The sequence below is a fragment of the Roseburia sp. OM02-15 genome, assembly GCF_003481835.1.
GTDB classification, from domain to species: domain Bacteria; phylum Bacillota; class Clostridia; order Lachnospirales; family Lachnospiraceae; genus Eubacterium_I; species Eubacterium_I ramulus_A.
Window position 1 is genome coordinate 22,646 of the sequence record NZ_QULX01000014.1, and the last position, 21,566, is coordinate 44,211.

Below are 21,566 nucleotides of genomic sequence, written 5' to 3' on the forward strand. Positions count from 1 at the left end.
TTATATATGGAGACACGGGGGGAGGGAAAGGGTATTGCATTTTTACATAACAGGGGATACACACGGAAATTTTGACAGAATCGAAGAAGCGAGAAAAGAGGTTAGAGAAAAATGAAATATTATATCAGTGATCTGCATTTGTTTCATGAAAATGCGATCCATTTTGACCAGCGTCCCTTTGAGTCGGTGCAGCAGATGCATGATACGATTTTGAAAAACTGGAATGACCGGGTGATGAATGGCGATTATGTGTATATTTTGGGTGATGTGAGCATGCGGGGCAAAAACGAAGACCTGATTGCATTTGTTGCACGCCTGAAGGGCAGAAAGGTGCTGATCAGGGGAAATCATGATGATGTATCGGATTATCGTTATCAACAGCTGTTTGCAGAAATTTGTGATTATAAAGAGATTCATGATTCTGTTGGAAAAGAAAAGTTTGGCTTGGTGTTATCCCATTATCCGATTTTTCTGGAATATGAGACTGAGCAGAGTAGTAGCAATTCTGCTCAGTCTTTTGAAAAATTATTTAGTCGAGGTGCATGGCAGGGTGTTATGACTGGATTTAATTTTTCCTGCGCAGCATCTGTAATACCCGGTCGATTCGTTGCTGTTCGGCGGGATTTAATCCTTGTCGTAAATGTTGGATAATAAAATCGGTTTCGTCTGTGGTAAACGCGAGATTCTGATTTTTGGCTTTTGTGACAAAATTCATAAGAAATGCCATCATATCTCTGGAAGAATTTGGTTTTTCCTGATTCATGAAATTCATGAGAAATGCCAGTTTTTCCGGTGATATGTTCTGAAATGCCGGATTTTGTGAAAAAAAGTTCTGATCCATGAAAAATGCTCCTTTTACAAATTTAAAATTCCAGTCACGGAGGTAATGTCGAGAATATTTAAAATCATATCTATCTGATCCCGTTCCTGGGGTGTACAGTATTCCCGTAGTACGTTTAAAATCTGATGGGTACGCTCTGTGGAAGATTCATTGGAACAGATTCGCAATTCTTGTGCCTGCATTTCCGGGGCTGCATCAAAAAGCTGCATGGTACGCTGCAATTCAATCATTCTGACCATCATGGAGATCATACGCTGCTGTGGACCATAGAGGTAGGGCACAATGGCTTTTAACATCTGAATCGGTCTGTTTTGAATCAATGTATCCAGTACAGGTGGCGTATGTCCGGTTTCATGTTCATTCATATGAAATATCACGTCCATATCTGATGTTTTTTATAATGTATGAAAAAAATATGCAATTATGAGTAAGAATTTGCGTTCCATAAAAGGATGTTGAATAAAAAAGACATTGTGATTGTGGGGAATATGATGAAGCATTTGAAAATATAGCGCGAAAGGAAAAAAAGGGAGTTGGATGTGATATAAGGCAGGCAAAAATGGTTTTATTTCATATAATAATAGGGAATCCATGATGAAATATGGAGAACATAGCATATGGGAAAATTGGTCTATGACGGTAAAAGCGTTTATGAAATAGATGAAGACTGCCTGCGGAAAAAGGAAGAACGGGAACGGCAAAAAGAAATGGAGTGGCAAAGAAAAAATCTGAAACAACCACCCGGAGTAAGAAGGCAGATGAATAAAACAAATGAAAAATAAAAACTAACAGTATTAGCTAAAATTGATTTCATATATAAGAGGAGACAGAAAGAACCGGAGGCATCATAGCCCCCGGTTTTTGTCGTACCAAGATGTGTAGTCAGATTTGATTTTGACTTAGAAGCAGCCACAGCCGTTTCCGTTGTTGTTTCCGCCGCATCCGCCACAGCAGCACAGAAGCAGGATGATCCAGATTGCTTCACTGCAGCCATTTCCACCCAGGAAAGAGCCATTGCCATTTCCGCATCCACCGCAGCAGCACAGAAGTAAGATAATCCAGATAATGTTGTTGCATCCGCATCCGTTGTCGTTAGAGCATCCACAGTTTGTAGCAGCTAAATCACTCATGTTGATAGCCTCCAGATTTTTATTTACAATTCATAGTATGTATGCGGCTTGTCAGTGTTTCTTTAAAAAGAAATAAATTTTCGAAAAATTGTTCATTCATGCAGATATAGCATACCTGTTTTTATAAACTCTGATAGGAACAAAATAAGGAAACAGAATATATTAAGAAAAAATTTTATACTTTAACTTGACAAAGTGATAACAAGAATGTATTATTGTATGCAATGAGAGCGATTGCATACAATCTAATATATTGTATACGAGTATATAAGGTGAGGAGCGAATAACATGCGTAAAGTAGTAATGAATAAGCATAATAATCTGTTACAGCTGGAAGAACATTTTTATCAGCTGGTTGATGTAGATGAACCAAATACATTTAGAAATCTGTTTCCGTATGAAGAGATTCCGAAAATTGCGTTCAACGACCGAATCGTACCGCATAACATGCCGGACGATATCTGGATCACAGATACCACATTTCGTGACGGACAGCAGTCAAGAGCTCCGTACACTACCGATCAGATTGTAACGATCTATGATTATCTGCACAAATTGGGCGGCCCGAAAGGAATTATCCGTCAGAGTGAGTTTTTCCTGTACAGCAAAAAAGACCGTGATGCAGTTTACAAATGTATGGAACGTGGATATAAGTTCCCGGAGGTTACAAGCTGGATCCGTGCAAGTAAACAGGATTTCGAATTAGTAAAAGACATCGGACTGCGTGAGACCGGTATTCTGGTAAGCTGTTCCGATTATCATATTTTCTACAAAATGAAAATGACCAGACGTGAGGCCATGAACCACTATTTGAGTGTCATCCGTGAGTGCCTGGAGACAGGTATCAGCCCACGCTGCCACTTAGAGGATATTACAAGATCCGATATTTACGGCTTCGTTATTCCGTTCTGTGTGGAACTGATGAAACTGATGGATGAATACAAGATTCCGATCAAAGTTCGTGCCTGCGATACCATGGGATATGGTGTAAACTTCCCGGGTGCCGTTATTCCGCGAAGTGTACCGGGTATCATTTATGGTCTGACAACTCATGCGGGCGTACCGTCTGAATTGATCGAGTGGCATGGTCACAACGATTTTTACAAGGCAGTTACCAACTCTACCACAGCATGGCTGTATGGAGCCTGTGGTGTCAACTGTTCTCTGTTTGGTATCGGAGAGCGTACCGGTAATACACCACTGGAGGCTATGGTATTTGAGTATGCGCAGTTAAAAGGAACACTGGACGGCATGGATACCACAGTCATTACAGATCTGGTTGATTATTTTGAAAAAGATCTGGATTACACACTTCCAAGCAGAACACCGTTTGCCGGCAAGAACTTCAACGTAACAAGAGCCGGAATCCATGCAGACGGACTGTTGAAAAACGAAGAGATTTACAATATTTTTGATACAGAAAAATTCTTAAAGAGACCGGCACTGGTATCTATTTCCAATACATCCGGTCTGGCTGGAATCGCACACTGGATCAACAGCTACTACAGACTGCCGCAGGAGCGTCATCTGGACAAACACTCAGAGCTGGTTCACAAACTGAAAGACTGGGTTGATGAACAGTATGATGAAGGACGTGTAACCGTTCTGACAGACAACGAGCTGGTTGTTAAGATTACAGAGTGCTGCAAGGAGCTGGGAATTATTTTATAACAAGGGGGCAAAAAAGGATGGGAGATAACCATTCGCTCAGTGATAAAGTATTTCATAAACTGCAGGAAGATATTTTATCCGGAAAATATGCGGTGGATGAGGAACTGAAAGAAAAGACCATCGGCGATGAGCTGGGGGTCAGTCGGACACCGGTGCGCGAGGCACTGCGTCAGCTGGAACTTCAGGGACTTGTCACAATCACGCCGAACAAGGGCGCGCATGTCACCGGATTTTCCAAAGAAGATCTGAATGACATTTATGAGATACGGTCTGTGATGGAAGGCTTATGTGCCAAATGGGCAGCGAAAAAAGCCACACCGGAACAGATTGAAGAACTGGAAGAAATTGTATACCTGACAGAATTTCATGTGTCAAAGGGGCACAGTGAGCAGGTATTTGAACTGGATAATAAGTTTCATGAGACCTTATATCAGGCGTCAGGAAGTAAGGTACTGGCAAACGTACTGACGGATTTTCACAATTATGTGCAGCGGGTGCGCAAAATGACATTGAAATCAAAAGAGCGTTCCGAAAAATCAAACGATGAGCACCGCATGATCGCTCAGGCGATCCATGATCATGATCCGGAGAAAGCACAGATGCTGGCAAATCAGCATATCATGAGAACCATTGAAAATATTGATCACTGTGGCTGGGACAATCTGCTGCAGGAATCCCGAAAAGAAAATGAGAACAGCGGGAATTAAGGATTGGAGGATAATTACCATGGAAAAAATTAAAATGACTACACCTTTAGTAGAAATGGATGGAGATGAAATGACCAGAATCCTCTGGCAGTATATCAAAGACGAGTTATTACTTCCGTTTGTGGATCTGAAAACAGAGTATTATGATCTGGGACTGGAATACAGAAATGAGACCGACGACAAGGTAACCTTCGATTCTGCTTATGCCACACAGAAATACGGCGTAGCTGTAAAATGTGCAACTATCACACCGAATGCAGCCCGCGTAAAAGAGTATAACTTAAAAGAAATGTGGAAGAGTCCGAACGGAACTATTCGTGCAATTCTGGATGGAACGGTATTCCGTACACCAATCAAGGTAAAAGGCATTGAGCCATGCGTAAAGAACTGGAAAAAACCGATCACCATTGCCCGTCATGCTTACGGTGATGTATACAAAGCATCTGAAATGAAGATTCCGGGACCGGGAAAGGTAGAACTGGTTTATACCGCTGAGGATGGAACAGAAGTAAGAGAGTTAGTTCATAATTTTACCAACGCTGGTGTCGTTCAGGGACAGCACAACATCTGCAAATCCATCGAAAGTTTTGCAAGAAGCTGCTTTAACTACGCACTGGATATGAATCAGGATCTCTGGTTTGCAACAAAAGATACGATTTCAAAAAAATATGATCACACATTCAAAGATATTTTCCAGGATATTTATGATGCAGAGTATAAAGAAAAATTTGAGGCAGCAGGCATTGAATATTTCTATACACTGATCGATGATGTAGTTGCCCGTGTTATGAAAGCTGAGGGCGGATTTATCTGGGCATGCAAAAACTATGACGGCGATGTTATGAGTGATATGATCTCCTCCGCATGCGGATCTCTGGCTATGATGACTTCCGTACTGGTTTCTCCAAGCGGCGTATACGAGTACGAAGCTGCTCACGGAACTGTTATGAGACACTATTACAAACATCTGGCTGGTGAGGAGACATCCACAAACTCCGTAGCAACTATTTTTGCATGGACCGGTGCATTACGCAAACGTGGCGAGCTTGACAATCTGCCGGAATTAGTAAAATTTGCAGATAATCTGGAAAAAGCTTGTATTGATACAATAGAATCTGGTAAAATGACAAAAGACTTGGCATTAATTACAGAATTAGAGAACCCAGTTGTATTAAACAGCCTTGATTTCATCAAAGCAATCCGTGAGACACTGGAGAAAATGTACGCATAAATGTAATTGTGTACGGAAAAACACAGTGTTAGTTTAGACGGTAATTTTGCAATTTGCCAAACAAGAATAATGACTCTGAATCAGATGAAGATAAAAAGAGCGAATCTATCTGAAGGGAAGGAACATTTATTCAAAGAAAAATGAAACACAGGAATCCTGCGAGCTGCAGGATTCCATTTTTAAGGTGAGGAAGAAACATATGATTTTAGCATGTCAAAATATCAGTAAATCATTTGGTGTGGAACCGGTGATCCGAAATGTGAGTTTTCATGTGGAAGATCAGGAAAAAGTGGCAATTGTAGGAATTAACGGTGCCGGAAAATCCACACTGTTGAAAATTATCGTAGGGGAGCTGCCGGCAGATGAAGGTACCGTAACCCTTGCAAAAGGAAAAACGCTGGGGTATCTGGCGCAGCATCAGGATATCTCCGATGAGAGGACGATCTATGAGGCAGTTCTGGAAGGAAAACGTCAGCTTATCGATATGGAGCAGAAAATCCGTGAGCTGGAAGAAGGAATGCAGTCCGTATCAAAAGAGGATATGGAAGCTTATATGGAAAATTATCATAAGCTGCTGCATGAGTTCGAAGCCAGAGATGGTTATTCTTATCGCAGCGAGGTTTCCGGTGTCTTAAAAGGTCTTGGATTTTCCGAGGATGATTTTGAAAAACACTGCAACGAGCTGTCCGGTGGACAGAAAACCCGTGTATCTCTGGCGCGTCTGCTGGCGACACATCCGGATATCATTCTGCTGGATGAGCCGACGAACCATTTGGATATTGAGTCTATTCAGTGGCTGGAGACATTTTTGCTGAATTACAAAGGGGCTGTTGTGATCGTTGCCCATGACCGTTATTTTCTGGATCGAATCGTAACGAAAGTTGTGGAAATCAGCATGCACAAATCTGCAGTGTACGATGGTAATTATACAGCTTATGCTGCAAAAGCTGCTTTTGCAAGAGAGGAAGCGTTGCGTGCTTACTATAATCAGCAGCGGGAGATCAAACATCAGGAAGCCGTTATTGAAAAACTGAAATCCTTTAACCGGGAGAAATCCATCAAGCGTGCAGAGAGCCGTGAAAAGCAGCTGGCAAAAATAGATGTTTTAGAAAAACCACAGGAAGAAAAATCCGAGATGCATATGACACTGACACCGTCCATTATCAGTGGAAACGATGTGCTGCGGGTGGAAGGTCTTTCAAAGGCTTATGAAAATAAGAAACTGTTTCAGGATATTTCTTTTGAAATCAAACGTGGTGAGCGCGTGGCTCTGATCGGTCAGAACGGAACCGGAAAGACAACAATTTTAAAGATCCTGAATGAAAAAGTAAATGCAGATGCAGGTTCTTTTACGTTGGGAACAAACGTAAAAATCGGTTATTATGATCAGGAGCAGCAGGTGCTTCATATGGAAAAAACGTTGATGGAAGAGATTGCGGACGATTATCCGAAGCTGACACAGACACGTATCCGAAATATTCTGGCAGCATTTTTGTTTACCGAGGATGATGTGTTCAAGCGCGTCAGTGACTTGAGCGGTGGTGAGCGCGGCCGTCTGTCACTGGCAAAACTGATGCTCTCCGAGGCAAACTTCCTGATCCTGGATGAGCCGACGAACCATTTGGATATCGCTTCTAAGGAAATTTTGGAGTCTGCTCTGAAACGTTATGAGGGAACCGTGCTGTTTGTATCCCATGATCGTTATTTTATTAACCGGACAGCGACCCGTATCCTGAACCTGACAGAGCACAGTCTGGTCAATTATATCGGTAATTATGACTATTATCTGGAGAAAAAAGAGACAAACGAGCGGGCATATCTGGCATCTTCGGAGACAGAAGCAGCAGTAAGCACCGAAGAAGTGTCCGAGGGTAAGACAGACTGGCAGACTCAGAAGGAAGAACAGGCGAAAAAGCGTAAAATTCAGAACCGTGTGAAGAAAATTGAAGCCGAGATTGAGTCTCTGGAAGAAAAACTGACAGAATTGGATGAACAATTTCAGGATCCGGCAGTGGCGACCAACTCTGCAAAACTTGGAAAACTGCACAGCGAGCAGGTGGAAGTACAGGAAAAACTGGATCAGCTGTACGAAGAATGGGAAGAACTGGCATCTGATTGATAAAAAATTGACAAAATAATCTCAGATGTTTATAATGAATACAGATAATTGCGGGTAGTAACGCAAATGGTTGAAGGAGTAAATGGAAGATGCAAAAGGAAATTTCGCAGGCGGTCATACGTCGAATGCCAAGATATTACAGATATCTTGGAGAATTGCTGGATGCGGGAGTAGAAAGAATTTCATCCAATGAGCTGAGCGTTCGAATGAAAGTAACAGCTTCTCAGATTCGTCAGGATCTGAACAATTTTGGTGGTTTTGGCCAGCAGGGATACGGTTATAATGTGCAGTATCTGTATGAGGAGATTGGAAAAATCCTTGGTCTTGACCGACAGCACAACATTATCGTAGTCGGAGCCGGTAATATGGGACAGGCGCTGGCAAATTATGTGAAGTTTGAGAAACGTGGCTTTATGATCACCGGACTTTTTGATGTCAATCCGGCACTGGCAGGTTTGTCAGTCCGTGGTATTGAGATACATATGATGGACGAACTTCCGGAATTTGTAAAGCATCAGAGAGTTGATATTGCGGTATTGACACTTCCGAAAGAAAAGGCAGAACAGGCAGCGGAGCAGCTGGTAAAACTTGGCATCCGTGCAATCTGGAACTTTGCACATCTGGATCTGGAACTTCCGGATGATGTAGTTGTGGAAAATGTTCACTTGTCTGACAGCTTGATGCAGCTGTCTTATAACATTGTCCGCAGACAGGATAACGAATAAGAAACCTTGCAAACGTGCGCTTTGTCCTACGGGCAGAGCGCATTTGTATGTAAATTGTGCAAAACAAACCGGGGGAATATAACGATGAGAGATGTATTAAATGGTCAGGAAATGAAACAGTGTGATGAAAATACCATGAAGATGGGAATGTTATCAGCGGTATTAATGGAACGTGCTGCCTTAAGTGTGGTAAAAGAAATTATGGAGCGTTATCCGGATGATGATACGAGAATTCTGACTGTATGCGGCGCGGGGAATAATGGCGGTGATGGTATCGCTGTTGGACGTCTGCTTGCTTTGCAGGGATATGAAGTGGGTATCTGTTTTGCCGGAAATCCTGAAAAAATGACTACAGAAACAGCCCGGCAGATGAAGATCGCAAAGAATTATAATGTGCCGGTTTTAACACCCGAAGAGGCATTCCAGGAGAACTGGGATGTCATTGTAGATGCGCTCTTTGGCATTGGACTGAGCCGGGAGATAACCGGAAAATATGCAGATATTATAAAAGAATTGAACGTGTATTACGAGGGCGCCGGTAAAATTGCGGTAGATATTGCTTCCGGAATATCGGCAACCACTGGAGAGGTGCTTGGAACGGCATTTCAGGCAGATGTGACTGTGACCTTTGGATTTGAAAAGCGGGGACAGCTTTTATATCCGGGAGCAGAGTATACCGGCGCACTCAAAGTGGAAGATATTGGATTTACCACAGAAAGTTTGTTTGACATTATACCGGGATTGCATGTGCTGGAAAAAGAAGATCTTGATATGCTGCCAAAAAGAACAGCGCACTCTAATAAAGGAAGTTACGGAAAACTGTTATTGATCGCCGGTTCCGAAGGAATGGCAGGTGCGGCAGTTTTTGCGGCAAAGGCGGCATACCGGATGGGATGCGGTCTGGTCCGGGTGGCAACGGTGGAAAGTAACCGGGCAATTTTGCAGCAACTTGTACCGGAAGCGGTACTGGCAGTTTACAATGATACAACAGATGTGGTAAAATTTGTGGAAACACAGCTTGCCTGGGCAGATGCCGTGGCAGTCGGTTCCGGAATCGGACAGTCTGCATTGTCAGAAAAAATGGTGAAAACTGTGATCGAGCAGAATACAAAACCGTGCCTGTTTGATGCGGATGCCCTGAATCTGATTTCCAAAAATCCGGAATGGCTGCAGTTTTTGAAAAACGGAGCAGTTTTTACTCCGCATCTTGGCGAAATGAGCCGGCTCATCGGAACATCTATCGCAGAAATTTCAAAGGATCTTGTGGGGGTAGCTTTGCAGTATGCACAGAAAAATCACGTAGTAATGGTGTTAAAAGATGCAAGAACTGTGACTGCCACAGAAAAGCGTGGCTGTTTCCTGAATCTGAGTGGAAATGACGGAATGGCAACAGCAGGATCAGGAGATGTGTTAAGCGGTGTGATCGGTGCATTGCTGGCACAGGGCATGCTGCCGGAAGATGCGGCACCTATGGGTGTATATCTTCATGGTCTGGCAGGTGATGCGGCAGCAAAGAAACTTGGCAGACACAGCATGATGGCAAGTGATATCGTAGATGGAATTACCGATTTGTTGAAGGAACAGGAGGACACAATAGAACAATGAAAGAGTATCGCAGAATATGCGCAAATATCAGTTTAAAAGCATTGGAGCATAATTTAGATGCAATACATGACTGTATTGATCGTGATACGAAGATTATTGCAGTAGTAAAGGCAGATGGCTATGGTCATGGGGCAGTACCGCTGGCAGAAGTGATGGAACAGCGCGAGGATGTCTGGGGCTATGCGGTGGCAACCCCGGAGGAAGCGGAAGAACTGTACAGCAACGGAATCAAGAAACCGATTCTGATCCTTGGTTATACGTTCCCGGAATACGATGAGCAGATTGTAAAAGAAGGACTCCGCCCGGCAGTATTTTCTCTGGAACGGGCAAAGCAGCTGTCAGAAGAAGCAGTTCGTCAGAACAAAGAGTGTAAGATTCATATTAAACTGGATACCGGTATGAGCAGAATCGGTTTTCAGGTGACGGAACAGTCTGCTGATGAGATTGCACAGATCGCAGCTTCGCCGAATATTATAATAGAAGGAATCTTTACACATTTTTCCAAAGCAGATGAGACGGATAAAACTTTCACAAAGAAACAGGCAGATACTTATGAGCAGATGATCACCTGGTTAAAGGATCGTCAGATTGAGATTCCAATTCATCATATTTCAAACAGTGCGGGAATTGTGGATCTTCCGGAGTATAATAAGGATATTGTCCGTGCAGGAATTATTTTATATGGTCTGTGGCCGTCTGATGAAGTAGAAAAAAATAATATTGACTTAAAACCGTTACTGTCCTTAAAGAGTCATGTAGTTCATGTAAAGGAACTGGAGCCGGGACGGATCATCAGTTATGGCGGTACATTTGAAGTGGAAAAACCGATGCAGATTGCAACGGTACCGGTTGGTTATGCAGACGGTTATCCGCGCAGCCTGTCAAACAAAGGATATGTGTTGATTCATGGAAAACGTGCGGCAATCTGCGGCAGAGTCTGCATGGATCAGATGATGGTAGATGTTTCTGAAATTCCGGATGTAAAACCGGGAGATGAGGTGACATTGATCGGAACAGATGGTACAGAGACGATCACGATGGAGGAGCTTGGCGATATGTCTGGAAGATTTAACTATGAGCTTGCCTGTGATCTGAACAAGCGAATTCCGCGTATTTACTACTAAAGGTCTGGGTTTATTGTAAGCACTTGTAAAAGTGGAAGCTGCTTCTTGGTTTGATATAAAAATAACAGGAATACACACGCTGAAAATGGGAAGAATGTCAGTAACCTTAAAAAATGGAGTGTATGAAATGTTAATTCGACGAGGAGATATTTATTATGCAGATTTACGACCGGTGGTCGGTTCGGAACAGGGCGGGGTACGACCGGTTCTGATCATCCAGAATGATGTCGGGAACCGCCACAGTCCAACGGTGATCTGTGCGGCGATCACATCACGGATGAATAAGGCAAAATTGCCGACACACATTGAACTAAATGCTGCCAGATATCATATGGTGAAGGATTCCGTAATTTTACTGGAACAATTACGAACCATTGATAAAACGCGGTTGAAAGACCGTATCTGTCATCTGGACAGTGACATTATGAAGAAAGTCGGAAGAGCATTACAGATCAGTCTGGATCTTTAGGTTACATAATCTTGACGGATCATAAGACAGATGCTATTCTGAAAAAAGTACACAACGATTTTGGAAGGAGTATGAGTTGATGGAGGATGATGGCAGTCCGTTAAATAATTTTGGCAAAGGACTGAAAAAACTGTTTGGAAAAAGCCGCAGAGGAAGCGGAGAGGATCTGACAGAACAGGAAATAATGTCTATGGTAAATGAGGGGCATGAGCATGGTGTGCTTCAGGAGAGCGAAGCGGAAATGATCAACAACATTTTTACGCTGGATCAGAAAGAAGCAAAAGATATTATGATTCACCGGAAACAGATCATGGCACTGGATGGACAGGAGACGCTGCAGGAGGCGCTGGTGCAGATCCGTGACATGGCGTATTCACGTTATCCGGTTTATCTGGATGATATTGACAACATTGTCGGTATCATACATATCAAAGACATTTTAAATCAGATGCAGGAACCGTCAGTGCTGGAAAAACAGCTTACCACCATTGATAACCTCATCCGTCCGGCTCCGTTTATCCCGGAAACACGGAATATTGATGTGCTGTTCAAAAATATGCAGTCCCAGAAGATCCATATGGTGATCGTGGTAGACGAGTATGGTCAGACGGCAGGTCTGGTGACCATGGAAGATATTCTGGAAGAGATCGTCGGCAATATTTTTGATGAGCATGATACCGTGGAAGAGCAGATCGTAGAGGAATCCGATGGAAGTTATCTTGTGGATGGCATGACGGATTTTGATGAGGTCTGTGAACTGTTAGAGATTCCACAGGAAGAAACGGAAGATTTTGATACATTGAGCGGATTCCTGGTTTCAAGGATTAATAAGATCCCGAATGACGGGGAAGTATTCCGGGTGGAAGCCTTTGGATTTGAGTTTGACGTTTTGCTGGTGGAAAATAAAGTCATCCGTACGGTGCGGGTGAAAAAACTGGAGCAGGAAGAAGCAAAAGAGTAACATCAGGCGTAATACCAAAAGAGTACATCTTGTCAAGATAAGTCGATTGTGTTATAATATACGACAGTTTTGAAAAAAGATAGGGAGAGATAGATATGTCAGGACATTCAAAGTTTGCAAATATTAAACATAAAAAAGAGAAAAATGACGCTGCAAAAGGAAAAATCTTTACAATTATCGGACGTGAGATCGCAGTTGCCGTAAAAGAAGGCGGTCCGGATCCGGCAAACAACAGCAGACTTCGTGATGTAATCGCAAAAGCAAAAGCAAATAACATGCCGAACGATACCATTGACCGTGGTATTAAGAAAGCTGCCGGAGATGCAAACTCCGTAAATTACGAGTATGTTTCTTATGAAGGATATGGTCCGAACGGTACAGCGATCATCGTTGACGCGCTGACAGACAACAAGAACCGTACAGCAGCAAACGTAAGAAATGCATTCACAAAAGGAAAAGGAAATGTAGGAACACCGGGTTGTGTATCTTACATGTTTGATAAAAAAGGACAGATCATCATTGACAAAGAGAACTGTGATATGGACGCAGACGATCTGATGATGGCAGCTCTGGACGCAGGAGCAGAGGATTTCAATGAGGAAGAGGACAGCTTTGAGATCATCACAGATCCGGATTCTTTCAGCGAAGTAAGACAGGCTCTGGAAGAAGCTGGTATTGAGATGGCAAGTGCAGAGGTTACTATGATTCCTCAGACTTATGTAGAGCTGACGGATGAGCAGGATCTGTACTGCATCAACAAGATTTTGGATCTGCTGGATGCAGATGATGATGTACAGCAGGTATATCATAACTGGGACGAGTAATCATACAGACGATTGTTCGAACTGAAAATTGTGAAATAATGAAGAGAGATGTCGAAACCGGCGTCTCTTTCTTTTTTGGAATGTTACGGTTCACTTATTATGGAGAAGTCAGAAAGAACGTTTTTCGACTGGTGCATATGAATGGTAAATGTGTAACCTTTTTTGCATCTGCCCTTTTACAAGAACGCTTTCGTATGGTATAATGATTTTAATAAATTTGAATGCAGACCGGAAGTCATTCCGGAATGAGAATCAGGGGGTTCAGAATGAAAAAGGTTTTATTTGCAGCTTCAGAGTGTGTACCATTTATTAAAACCGGGGGACTTGCAGATGTATGTGGAGCGCTCCCGAAACAGTTTGATAAAAAGGAATGGGATGTTCGTGTAGTCATTCCGAACTATTCCTGTATCCCGGAGAAATACCGGAATAAATTCGAGTATGTAACACATTTTTATATGGGCACAGGTCCTTACATTCCAAGCAAATATGTGGGTGTTTTAAAATACGAGCTGGATGGTATCACATATTATTTCATTGATAATCAGGAATACTTTAACTGCTTCCTGCCATATGGTGATATCCGTTACGACATTGAGAAATTTACATTTTTTGATAAAGCAGTATTATCTATGCTGCCACAGATTGGTTTCCAGCCGGATATTATCCACTGCCATGACTGGCAGGCAGGTCTGATCCCGGTATTTTTGAAAACAGAATTCCAGGGAGATATGTTCTTCTGGGGCATGAAAGCGATTATGACGATTCATAATCTAAAATTCCAGGGCGTATGGGATGTCAAAACGATGATGGGACTGACCGGATTCCCGAAAGAACTCTTTACACCGGATAAACTGGAGTTCCAGAAAGATGCAAATATGTTAAAAGGTGGTCTGGTATATGCCGATTATATCACCACAGTCAGCGACACTTATGCGCAGGAGATTCAGACACCGTATTATGGAGAAGGACTGGACGGACTGCTCTCCGCACGTCATTTTGATATGCAGGGAATCGTAAACGGTATTGATTACGATATTTACAACCCGGAGACGGATCCAAAGCTGTTTGTAAATTATAACCGTGACAACTTCCGCAAGAAAAAAGTAGAAAATAAAGTGAAATTACAGGAAATGCTTGGTCTGACCGTAGATAAGAAGAAATATATGATCGGACTGATTTCCCGTCTGACAGATCAGAAAGGTCTGGATCTGGTTGACTATGTATTTGAACGGATTCTGGATGACAATACTCAGTTTGTTGTGATCGGAACCGGTGAGGAGCGTTATGAAAATATGTTCCGCCATTTTGCATGGAAATACGGTGACCGCGTTTCAGCAAATATCTGCTATGATTCTGATCTGGCTCAGAAATTGTACGCGTCTGCAGATGCATTCCTGATGCCGTCCAGATTCGAACCATGTGGTCTGACACAGATGATGGCATTCCGTTATGGAACCGTGCCGATCGTACGTGAGACCGGTGGACTGAAAGATACCGTAGAGCCTTATAACGAGTATGAGAATACCGGTACAGGATTCTCCTTCACAAATTATAACGGCGAAGATATGCTCAATGTCATCAATTACTCCAAGACGATCTTCTTTGAACGGAAGCGTCAGTGGAATCAGATCGTAGACCGCGGTATGGCAAAAGACTTCTCCTGGAGAGTATCTGCCGGACGTTACGAGGGACTGTACAATTATCTGATCGGATAAGATTTGTTCTGATTCCTATGGTGGAAACGTGATATTTCGGATTTTTACAGAAACATTGTATTTGCCGGAAATATTGCGATTGAAAAATTATGAAAATAACATATGAAAATTCAGATATGCTCATGCAGAACGGCTCTGTGTGAGCATATTTTTTTTGAAATCACACATACTCAAAGAAATAAATTAGATGAGAACTGGATTTTATATCTATATGGAAAATGGAGGAATTGTGTGATGGCAGAGAAAAAAGCCCTGGAAAATGAAGAAATTAAAGAGTATGGACAGATAGAGTTAAACGAAAACCGCCAGCAGCATAACATTCAGCTGCTTTCCATTATCGGAGAAGTGGAAGGACATGAATGTCTGGCGTCAAATACAAAAACAACGAAATATGAGCATGTACTGCCAAAGCTGGCAGAGGCAGAAGATGACCGAACCGTGGATGGTTTGCTGGTGCTTTTGAATACGGTAGGCGGTGATGTTGAGTCAGGACTGGCGATTGCAGAGATGATCGCATCTTTAAGCAAACCGGTGGTTTCGCTGGTGCTTGGCGGCAGTCATTCCATCGGCGTGCCGCTGGCAGTGGCAGCCGATTATTCCTATATTGTGCCAACGGGAACCATGGTGATCCATCCGGTACGGATGAGCGGAACGGTGATCGGTGCACCACAGACGTATGAGTATTTTCAACAGATGCAGGATCGTATTACCGGATTTATCGCGTCTCATTGTATGGTGAAACAGGAGCGGATCGAGGAACTGATGCTGAATACAAGCATGCTGACAAAGGATCTGGGGACGATACTGGTGGGGCATCAGGCAGTAGAAGAAGGCATTATTAACGAAGTGGGCGGAATCAATGATGCTGTGCGCCGCCTGCATTTTATGATCAACGATGAGCGGATATAAGTGTAATAGAATATATGTTCGGAAAAATAAAAACACAGATGACATCTTTTGGAAAGTATGATATGATATACAGGCGCAGGAAAAAGAACCTGTGATACTGATACGAAAGATGAGGGCGTGTGCAATGTCATTGTTACAATCCATACTGATGGGACTGATCCAGGGACTGACAGAATTTCTGCCGGTCAGCAGCTCTGGTCATCTGGCGCTTTTTAAAATATTATTTGATGTTAATACAGAGACAGGTCTGCTGTTTGATGTTATGCTCCATGTGGGAACCTTGGTGGCAATCTGCATTGTGTATTACAAAGATATCATTCGACTGGTGATCGAGTTTATCGGCATGCTGATTGACGGTGGCTATAATCTGGTGACCTGGATGCAGAAACGGAGAGGAAAAGACGGCGCATACCGCCATGTGATATATAACAGTTACCGCAAAATGGTCATGCTTGTGATCGTCTCTACGATACCGACGGGCATTATCGGCTATGTGGGAGCGGATCTTGTTACGGCGGCTTCCGAGGTGCTGATCGTTCCGGGAATCTGTCTGATCATTACGGCAGCGCTGCTGTTTGTCTGTGACCGGATACCGGAAGGGCACAAGAAACCAAAACAGACCAGTTATGCCAACGCATTTATTATCGGTATCTGTCAGGGCGTTGCAACATTACCGGGACTTTCCCGTTCCGGAACTACGATCACAGCCTGTGTGCTGAACGGTCTGGATCGTAGATTTGCAGTAAAATATTCCTTTATCATGTCAATCCCGGCAATTCTTGGAGCAATGGTATTACAGTTAAAGGATATCGGTAGCGAAGCACTGATGCGTACTGACCTGATTCATTATGCAATTGGTATGGCAGTCGCAGCCGTAGTTGGTTATATTTGTATCAAAACAATGCTTGTCATTGTGAAAAAAAGAAAGTTTAAGTTTTTCTCAATCTACTGTCTGATCGTTGGTATCGTGTCGATCATTGGTTATTTTGTTACCACATAAGGTTGAGGAACAGATAGAGAAAGGTGTTATATGGCAACTCAGAAAAGAACGACATCTACCAGAAAGAAAACATCCGGAAAGAAGACTTCCGGCAGAAAAAGTTCTGCAAACGGAAGAGGAAAAAGCAGTTCTGCACCGACATTTACATGGCGTGCAGAATTGCTGCTTTTTGCATTTCTGGCATTTGCAATTCTCCTTTTTATCGGAAATATTGGAAAAGGCGGAATTGTGGGAAATGCACTGAGTAAATTTTCCTTTGGAATGTTTGGTGTGCTGGCTTATATTTTTCCGATCCCGGTATTTCTGATCCCGGCATTTATGGTATCAAACCAACAGCGGACACGAACTGGATATACATATTCCGGGAGAGCAATCATGAAAGCGACGGCAGGAATCCTGCTGTTTGTTTTTTTGTGCGTTTTTGCACATATTGTCTGCTGGTGGGATCAGGTGCCGGGAAAGGTGACACAATTGTACACAGAGTGTGCTTCCTCAAAGACAGGAGGAGGACTGGTCGGAGGACTGATCGGGATTGGATTTTCAAAATGTTTTGGCATGATGGGAGCGGTACTGCTGGATATCTTGATTATGGTGATCGCAGTAGTGCTTTTGACAGAAAAATCCTTCTTTAAGGGCGTATCAAAAGGCAGTAAGCATGTCTATGAGTCTGCACGTTCGGATGCAGCGCGCAGAAGAGCGGCAGCGCAGGAACGAAACCGTGAGCGTCAGTCTCAGCGCGAGCAGATGACAGGAAATGATAGAAAAAAAGAACGTCGTATGAATCGGAAAGTCAGCGGTGTGGCATTGGACACAAAGATCCGTCCACGAAAAGAAGAAAAAGTGACGGAGAATATGAGTGAATTATCTTTGAATCCGCAGGATCCGATCAGAGAAGATGTGCTTGCCGGAAGTGAGCCGACGGCAGGTGCGGCTAAGAAACGAAAAACAGCTGCAACGGTGCAGATGCCGGTGACGGAGCCGGAGGATATCACACAGGTGCAGTCGGATGACTTTTGGGCGCAGCATCCGCAGCCGGAGATTCATTTATCCGGGGAGCAGAATCCTTATCCGGAGACGAAGAAACCGGTCAGAGAAACGGCGCAGCCGAAGACTCCGATGCAGGATACAGCCGGCTTAGAAGGGGCAGGAATCTCACAGCCGGAACCGGAGTTAAAGAAAAGGTCGCATCACGGTGGTCAGCCGAAACAGTCTGCTGAGCAGGTGGAACAGGAAGTTGCCGATGTGCGTGAGGAGATCGCAGAACATGCGGGGGAGGAACATGCGCGGGCATATGTATTCCCGGATGTTTCCCTTTTACAGAAAGGTGATCCGAATCAGACGGGAGATTCCAGACAGCATTTGCAGGAAATGTCTGCAAAACTTCAGATGACACTGACAAATTTTGGCGTAAACGCGCGTGTGACTAACGTAGTCTGCGGACCAACCGTCACACAGTATGAGATTCAGCCGGAGATGGGGGTAAAGGTAAGTAAGATCCTTGGACTGGCAGATGATATCAAATTGAACCTGGCAGTTCCGGATATTCGTTTTGAAGCACCGATTCCGGGAAAATCAGCCATCGGTATCGAAGTGCCGAACAAAGAAAATGTGACAATCCCGTTCCGTGATCTGGTAGAATCCAGAGAGTTTCAGGATCATGCATCGAAGATCTCATTCTGTACAGGAAAAGATATCGCAGGTCATGTCATTGTGGCAGATATTGCCAAGATGCCACATTTGCTGATCGCAGGTGCTACCGGTTCCGGTAAATCTGTATGTATCAATACGATCATTATGAGTATTTTGTACAAAGCAAAACCGGACGAAGTAAAACTGATCATGATCGATCCGAAAGTAGTAGAGCTGAGCGTGTACAATGGAATACCGCATCTGTTGATTCCGGTTGTAACGGATCCGAAGAAAGCAGCCGGTGCACTTCACTGGGCAGTTTCTGAAATGATGGAACGTTATCAGACCTTCCAGAAGTACGGTGTCCGAGATATGAAAGGTTATAATAAGAAGGTAGAGTCCATTCAGGATCTTCCGGGAGAGGACAAACCGAAGAAAATGCCACAGATCGTCATTATCGTAGACGAGCTGGCAGATCTGATGATGGTAGCTTCCAATGATGTTGAGGATGCGATCTGTCGTCTGGCACAGCTTGCCCGTGCAGCGGGCATGCATCTGGTCATTGCTACACAGCGTCCGTCTGTAAACGTTATTACCGGCCTGATCAAGGCAAATATGCCGTCCCGTATTGCATTTGCCGTAACTTCTGGTGTGGATTCCAGAACCATTCTGGATATGAACGGTGCGGAAAAACTGCTTGGAAAAGGTGATATGTTGTTTTATCCGCAGAACTATCAGAAGCCATTGCGTGTACAGGGAGCTTTTGTCACGGACAAAGAAGTGTCGGATGTGGTAGAATATATTATTGAAAAAAATGGTCAAGTAGCTTATAATGCAGAAGTCGAGGAAAAAGTAAATACTTCCGAGAGCAGCATTGGAAATGGCAGTGGATTTACGAATACGGCAGATGACAGGGATGCGTACTTTGCAGATGCCGGAAAGTTTATCATAGAAAAAGAAAAAGGTTCCATTGGTATGCTGCAACGTATGTTCAAGATTGGATTTAACCGTGCAGCGCGTATTATGGATCAGCTGGAAGAAGCTGGTGTCGTCGGACCGGAAGAGGGAACCAAGCCGCGGCGGGTACTGATGAGTCTGGAAGAATTTCAGCAGGTACTCAGTGGAAGTGATGCCTAAAGTGTGTTTGAATCTAGTATATATTTTAGAGTTAAAGTTGTTTGGAACATTTTGTTCAATTATAAATTAGTAGGAGGTATACCAATGAAAACAGATATCGAAATTGCACAGGAAGCAGTGATGGAGCCAATCGGGAAGGTGGCTGAGCAGATCGGAATCGGCGAGGATGATCTGGAACTGTACGGAAAGTACAAAGCAAAATTAAGTGATGATCTCATCAAAAGAGTACAGGATCGTCCGGACGGAAAACTGGTGCTGATGACAGCAATCAATCCGACACCGGCAGGAGAAGGAAAAACAACCACAAGTATTGGTCTGGCACAGGCTTTTTGTAAAATGGGAAAAAAAGCAATCCTTGCATTGCGTGAGCCGTCCCTTGGACCATGTTTTGGTATTAAAGGTGGAGCAGCAGGTGGTGGATATTCACAGGTTGTACCGATGGAAGATCTGAACCTTCATTTTACAGGAGATTTCCATGCTATCACATCTGCAAATAACCTGCTTGCAGCAATGATGGATAATCATATTCAGCAGGGAAATCAGCTTGGTATTGATCCGCGTCAGGTGGTATGGAAACGTTGTCTGGATATGAACGACCGTGTACTTCGTAACATCGTTGTCGGACTTGGAAGCAAAATGGACGGAATGGTAAGAGAAGATCATTTTGTTATCACAGTAGCATCTGAGATCATGGCAGTTTTATGTCTGGCAGATGATATGGAAGATTTGAAACGCAGACTTGGCCGTATGATCGTTGCATATTCTTTTGAAGGAAAACCGGTAACAGCAGATGATCTGCATGCAACAGGTGCTATGGCAGCTCTGTTAAAGGATGCCTTGAAACCGAACCTTGTTCAGACTCTGGAGCATACACCGGCCATCGTACACGGTGGACCATTCGCGAATATCGCACATGGATGCAACAGTGTACGTGCTACAAAGACAGCAATGAAACTGGCAGACATTACCATCACAGAAGCAGGTTTCGGTGCAGACCTTGGTGCAGAGAAATTCTTTGATATCAAATGCCGTATGGCAGGACTGAAACCGGATGCAGTTGTTCTGGTTGCAACGGTTCGTGCATTAAAATACAATGGCGGTGTGGCAAAAGCAGATCTGGCACAGGAGAATCTGGAGGCAGTAAAAGCAGGTATCGTAAACCTTGAGAAACACATCGAGAACCTTCAGAAATTCGGAGTTCCGGTTGTTGTAACATTAAATGCATTTGCAACAGATACACAGGCAGAACTTGATTATATCGAGCAGTTCTGCAAAGAGCGTGGTTGTGAGTTCGCACTCTCCGAAGTATGGGAGAAAGGCGGCGAGGGCGGAATCGCTCTGGCAGAGAAAGTACTGGATGCTCTTGAAAACAAAGAGAGCAACTTCAAAGTATTATATGATGATAAATTATCTCTGAAAGAGAAGATTGAAACAATTGCAAAAGAAATTTACGGTGCAGATGGCGTAACTTATTCGAATGCAGCAAATAAAGAATTAAAACGAATCGAAGACCTTGGTATGGGAGATTTCCCGGTATGCATGGCTAAGACACAGTACTCTCTGTCTGATGACCAGCACAAACTTGGTCGCCCGAGCGGATTTACCATTAATGTCCGTGAAGTATACGCAAATGCTGGTGCAGGATTTGTGGTTGTAGTGACAGGTGCGATCATGACAATGCCTGGATTACCAAAAGTACCGGCAGCAAATAATATCAATGTAAACGCAGACGGCGTGATCACTGGTTTATTCTAAATGAATTTGTAACG

At 43.5% G+C, this 21,566-nt stretch carries 19 protein-coding genes; 17 read left to right on the forward strand and 2 right to left on the reverse strand.

Features of this window, described 5'->3' with window-relative positions; translation table 11 throughout:
- The first annotated feature begins 111 nt into the window (after positions 1-111).
- Complete coding sequence (locus DXB15_RS12260; protein ID WP_118703104.1) at positions 112-651, forward strand: metallophosphoesterase; 540 nt, start codon at positions 112-114, stop codon at positions 649-651.
- A gap of 204 nt (positions 652-855) precedes the next feature.
- Here DXB15_RS12260 and DXB15_RS12265 read toward each other — a convergent pair whose 3' ends face one another.
- On the reverse strand, positions 856-1,206 hold the full coding sequence (locus DXB15_RS12265; protein WP_118703105.1) for a hypothetical protein: 351 nt from the start codon (positions 1,204-1,206) through the stop codon (positions 856-858).
- Between the two features lie 252 nt (positions 1,207-1,458).
- Between DXB15_RS12265 and DXB15_RS17070 the strand changes: the two genes are divergently transcribed.
- Positions 1,459-1,623, forward strand: a complete 165-nt coding sequence (locus tag DXB15_RS17070; RefSeq protein ID WP_177956921.1) for a hypothetical protein — start codon at positions 1,459-1,461, stop codon at positions 1,621-1,623.
- Positions 1,624-1,740: 117 nt separating this feature from the next.
- On the opposite strand, the gene DXB15_RS12270 is transcribed toward DXB15_RS17070, so the two are convergent.
- Positions 1,741-1,971 carry a chorion class high-cysteine HCB protein 13 gene (locus DXB15_RS12270; RefSeq protein ID WP_118703106.1) on the reverse strand — a complete coding sequence of 77 codons (231 nt, stop codon included), beginning with the start codon at positions 1,969-1,971 and terminating at the stop codon, positions 1,741-1,743.
- 288 nt (positions 1,972-2,259) lie between these two features.
- Between DXB15_RS12270 and DXB15_RS12275 the strand changes: the two genes are divergently transcribed.
- From DXB15_RS12275 to DXB15_RS12345, 15 genes are all read left to right on the forward strand, one after another.
- Positions 2,260-3,642, forward strand: a complete 1,383-nt coding sequence (locus DXB15_RS12275; protein WP_118703107.1) for a 2-isopropylmalate synthase — start codon at positions 2,260-2,262, stop codon at positions 3,640-3,642.
- A gap of 17 nt (positions 3,643-3,659) precedes the next feature.
- Positions 3,660-4,349: a GntR family transcriptional regulator gene (locus DXB15_RS12280; RefSeq protein ID WP_109215062.1), complete on the forward strand. Its 690-nt coding sequence runs from the start codon at positions 3,660-3,662 to the stop codon at positions 4,347-4,349.
- Between the two features lie 19 nt (positions 4,350-4,368).
- Positions 4,369-5,580, forward strand: a complete 1,212-nt coding sequence (locus DXB15_RS12285) for an NADP-dependent isocitrate dehydrogenase (RefSeq protein WP_118703108.1) — start codon at positions 4,369-4,371, stop codon at positions 5,578-5,580.
- A 199-nt stretch (positions 5,581-5,779) separates the two neighbouring features.
- The gene (locus DXB15_RS12290; protein WP_109215060.1) at positions 5,780-7,699 is read left to right on the forward strand and encodes an ABC-F family ATP-binding cassette domain-containing protein; all 1,920 of its coding nucleotides are present in this window, start codon (positions 5,780-5,782) and stop codon (positions 7,697-7,699) included.
- A gap of 89 nt (positions 7,700-7,788) precedes the next feature.
- On the forward strand, positions 7,789-8,424 hold the full coding sequence (locus DXB15_RS12295; protein WP_109215059.1) for a redox-sensing transcriptional repressor Rex: 636 nt from the start codon (positions 7,789-7,791) through the stop codon (positions 8,422-8,424).
- Between the two features lie 84 nt (positions 8,425-8,508).
- Positions 8,509-10,029, forward strand: a complete 1,521-nt coding sequence (locus DXB15_RS12300) for an NAD(P)H-hydrate dehydratase (protein ID WP_118703109.1) — start codon at positions 8,509-8,511, stop codon at positions 10,027-10,029.
- A complete protein-coding gene (gene alr, locus DXB15_RS12305; RefSeq protein WP_109215057.1) occupies positions 10,026-11,153 on the forward strand; it encodes an alanine racemase in 1,128 nt (375 codons plus the stop codon). The genes DXB15_RS12300 and alr overlap by 4 nt, the downstream gene beginning before the upstream one ends.
- Positions 11,154-11,280: 127 nt before the next feature.
- Positions 11,281-11,622 (forward strand): type II toxin-antitoxin system PemK/MazF family toxin, encoded by a 342-nt coding sequence (locus DXB15_RS12310; protein ID WP_109214364.1) that lies wholly within the window; start codon positions 11,281-11,283, stop codon positions 11,620-11,622.
- Between the two features lie 79 nt (positions 11,623-11,701).
- Positions 11,702-12,583 (forward strand): hemolysin family protein, encoded by an 882-nt coding sequence (locus tag DXB15_RS12315; RefSeq protein WP_109214355.1) that lies wholly within the window; start codon positions 11,702-11,704, stop codon positions 12,581-12,583.
- 95 nt (positions 12,584-12,678) lie between these two features.
- Positions 12,679-13,407, forward strand: a complete 729-nt coding sequence (locus DXB15_RS12320) for a YebC/PmpR family DNA-binding transcriptional regulator (RefSeq protein WP_109214356.1) — start codon at positions 12,679-12,681, stop codon at positions 13,405-13,407.
- Between the two features lie 266 nt (positions 13,408-13,673).
- Positions 13,674-15,122, forward strand: coding sequence for a glycogen synthase GlgA (gene glgA / locus DXB15_RS12325; RefSeq protein WP_118703110.1), 1,449 nt, complete (start codon positions 13,674-13,676; stop codon positions 15,120-15,122).
- Positions 15,123-15,356: 234 nt separating this feature from the next.
- Positions 15,357-16,031 carry a ClpP family protease gene (locus DXB15_RS12330; protein WP_109214358.1) on the forward strand — a complete coding sequence of 225 codons (675 nt, stop codon included), beginning with the start codon at positions 15,357-15,359 and terminating at the stop codon, positions 16,029-16,031.
- Positions 16,032-16,155: 124 nt separating this feature from the next.
- Complete coding sequence (locus DXB15_RS12335) at positions 16,156-17,031, forward strand: undecaprenyl-diphosphate phosphatase (protein WP_109214359.1); 876 nt, start codon at positions 16,156-16,158, stop codon at positions 17,029-17,031.
- 30 nt (positions 17,032-17,061) lie between these two features.
- Positions 17,062-19,797, forward strand: coding sequence for an FtsK/SpoIIIE family DNA translocase (locus tag DXB15_RS12340; protein ID WP_109214360.1), 2,736 nt, complete (start codon positions 17,062-17,064; stop codon positions 19,795-19,797).
- Between the two features lie 84 nt (positions 19,798-19,881).
- Positions 19,882-21,552 (forward strand): formate--tetrahydrofolate ligase, encoded by a 1,671-nt coding sequence (locus DXB15_RS12345; RefSeq protein WP_109214361.1) that lies wholly within the window; start codon positions 19,882-19,884, stop codon positions 21,550-21,552.
- Positions 21,553-21,566 lie beyond the last annotated feature (14 nt).